We start from the raw sequence: 1,696 nt of genomic DNA, 5'->3' as shown, positions 1-1,696 counted from the left end.
CGTGTTAATACGATTTCATTATTATGACAAACATGTAAATATAAAAATAGAAAATCTCAATTTGATAAATACAATGGTAGAGGTGTTTATTTTAATGAAGCACAAATTAATTGCAACAGGTATCCTTGCAGGAGCTATATTATCCTATTCTTCTAATATTTTAGCAGATACTCATAAATTCCCTGATGTTCCTACATGGGCTGATAAATCCGTTAATTATTTAGTTGATAAACAGGTATTAAATGGTTATCCAGATGGAACTTTTGGTTCAAATGACTCATTAGACAGAGCTTCGGCTACAAAAATTATGACAAAAGTTTTAGGTATACAAATTGATCCTAATGCAAAACCATCTTTTACAGATTCACAAAACCACTGGGCTACTCCTTATATTGCTGCTGCTGAAAAAGCTGGGATTGTTAAAGGTGAAGGTAATGGAATCTTCAATCCATCCGGAAAAGTAACTCGCGCTGCTATGGCTACGATGCTAGTAAATGCATATAAACTACAAAGCACACCAAATCATAATGATCAGGTTAGATTTGAAGATTTAAAAGGGCATTGGGGAGAAAAATATGCCAATATTTTAATAGATTTAAAAATCTCTAATGGTACCGAGAACGGTTGGCAACCAAATAGATTTATAACACGTGCTGAAGCTGCTCAACTTACTGCAAAAACAGATATGTTACAACAAAATTTAAACGATGAAAAAGAGGTTATTACTGCTACCTCATATGAAGATTTAAATTTAACAGTGGCTTCGAAAATTACAGCTCAAGAGATTGATAGTTTTATTGCGAAATATCACTCGGATAGTCCTTTAGTTGGACATGGGCAAGATTTTATCAATGCGCAAAATCAATATGGCGTGAGTGCTCATTATTTAGCAGCGCATGCGATTTTAGAATCTGGATACGGAAAATCAGAAATCGCATATCAAAAACATAATCTATTCGGTCTACGTGCATATGATGGAGATCCGTTTAAATATGCAAAATATTTACCAAGCTACGGGGATAGCATTGCTTATAACGCTAATTATGTACGAGAAAGATATTTAGAAGAAAGTGGTATGTATTATAACGGCCCAACATTAACTGGCATGAATGTGAAATATGCATCAGATAAAGGCTGGGCTAAGAAAATTGCGGGTATTATGGAACGTATTAAACCGTTTCATGTAGAAGACTATACATATGCAAAAAAATTACCAAAGAATCCTGAAACATTAGATGTCGACGCGTTATCGAATGAAATTCCATATAAAATGTATGCAGACGGTTCAAGCTCAAATGTTGTATCATCAGCTGCTTACTACCAGGTACCTTATCCATTTAATTTAAAAATTAAAAGTAGACCAGATGTAGCTGTCGAGGAGAATAAAGTTGGTACAGTAACCCCTGGAACAACCATCTTTATTTATCGTGAAGATCCAAATGGATGGGTAGAATTCTCTTTTGAAGCTAATGGAGAAAAATATTGGACATTAAAAAATAAATTAAGTATGTAATTAAAAAGATCTATTTCATTAGTTTTAATCGTTTAGATTTTAATCTCATATAATTGGGAGACAAGTTTTTTAATTTCTTAAAATAAAATTAAGTATACAAGAAAAGTTAGAGAATTATTTTCTCTAACTTTTCTTCGCTAGTATTTGAAATTAAAAAGATGGTGGAGTTACCCCAAATATAAC

General features: G+C 32.7%; 1 protein-coding gene. It reads left to right on the top strand.

The window, feature by feature from the left end; genetic code table 11:
- Nucleotides 1–94: 94 nt before the first annotated feature.
- Nucleotides 95–1,513, top strand: a complete 1,419-nt coding sequence (locus ABWK52_RS25645; protein WP_016090209.1) for an S-layer homology domain-containing protein — start codon at nt 95–97, stop codon at nt 1,511–1,513.
- Nucleotides 1,514–1,696: the final 183 nt, after the last annotated feature.

It is taken from the genome of Bacillus sp. AP50 (assembly GCF_040492675.1).
Taxonomy (GTDB): Bacteria; Bacillota; Bacilli; order Bacillales; family Bacillaceae_G; genus Bacillus_A; species Bacillus_A cereus.
Note: the sequence above shows the minus strand (reverse complement) of the source record. Positions and strands in the feature narration are given on the sequence as shown.

Bases quoted from the DNA above. Each gene is read 5' to 3' on its own strand.
- ABWK52_RS25645 (WP_016090209.1), top strand. From the start codon at position 95: ATGAAGCACAAATTAATTGCAACAGGTATCCTTGCAGGAGCTATATTA.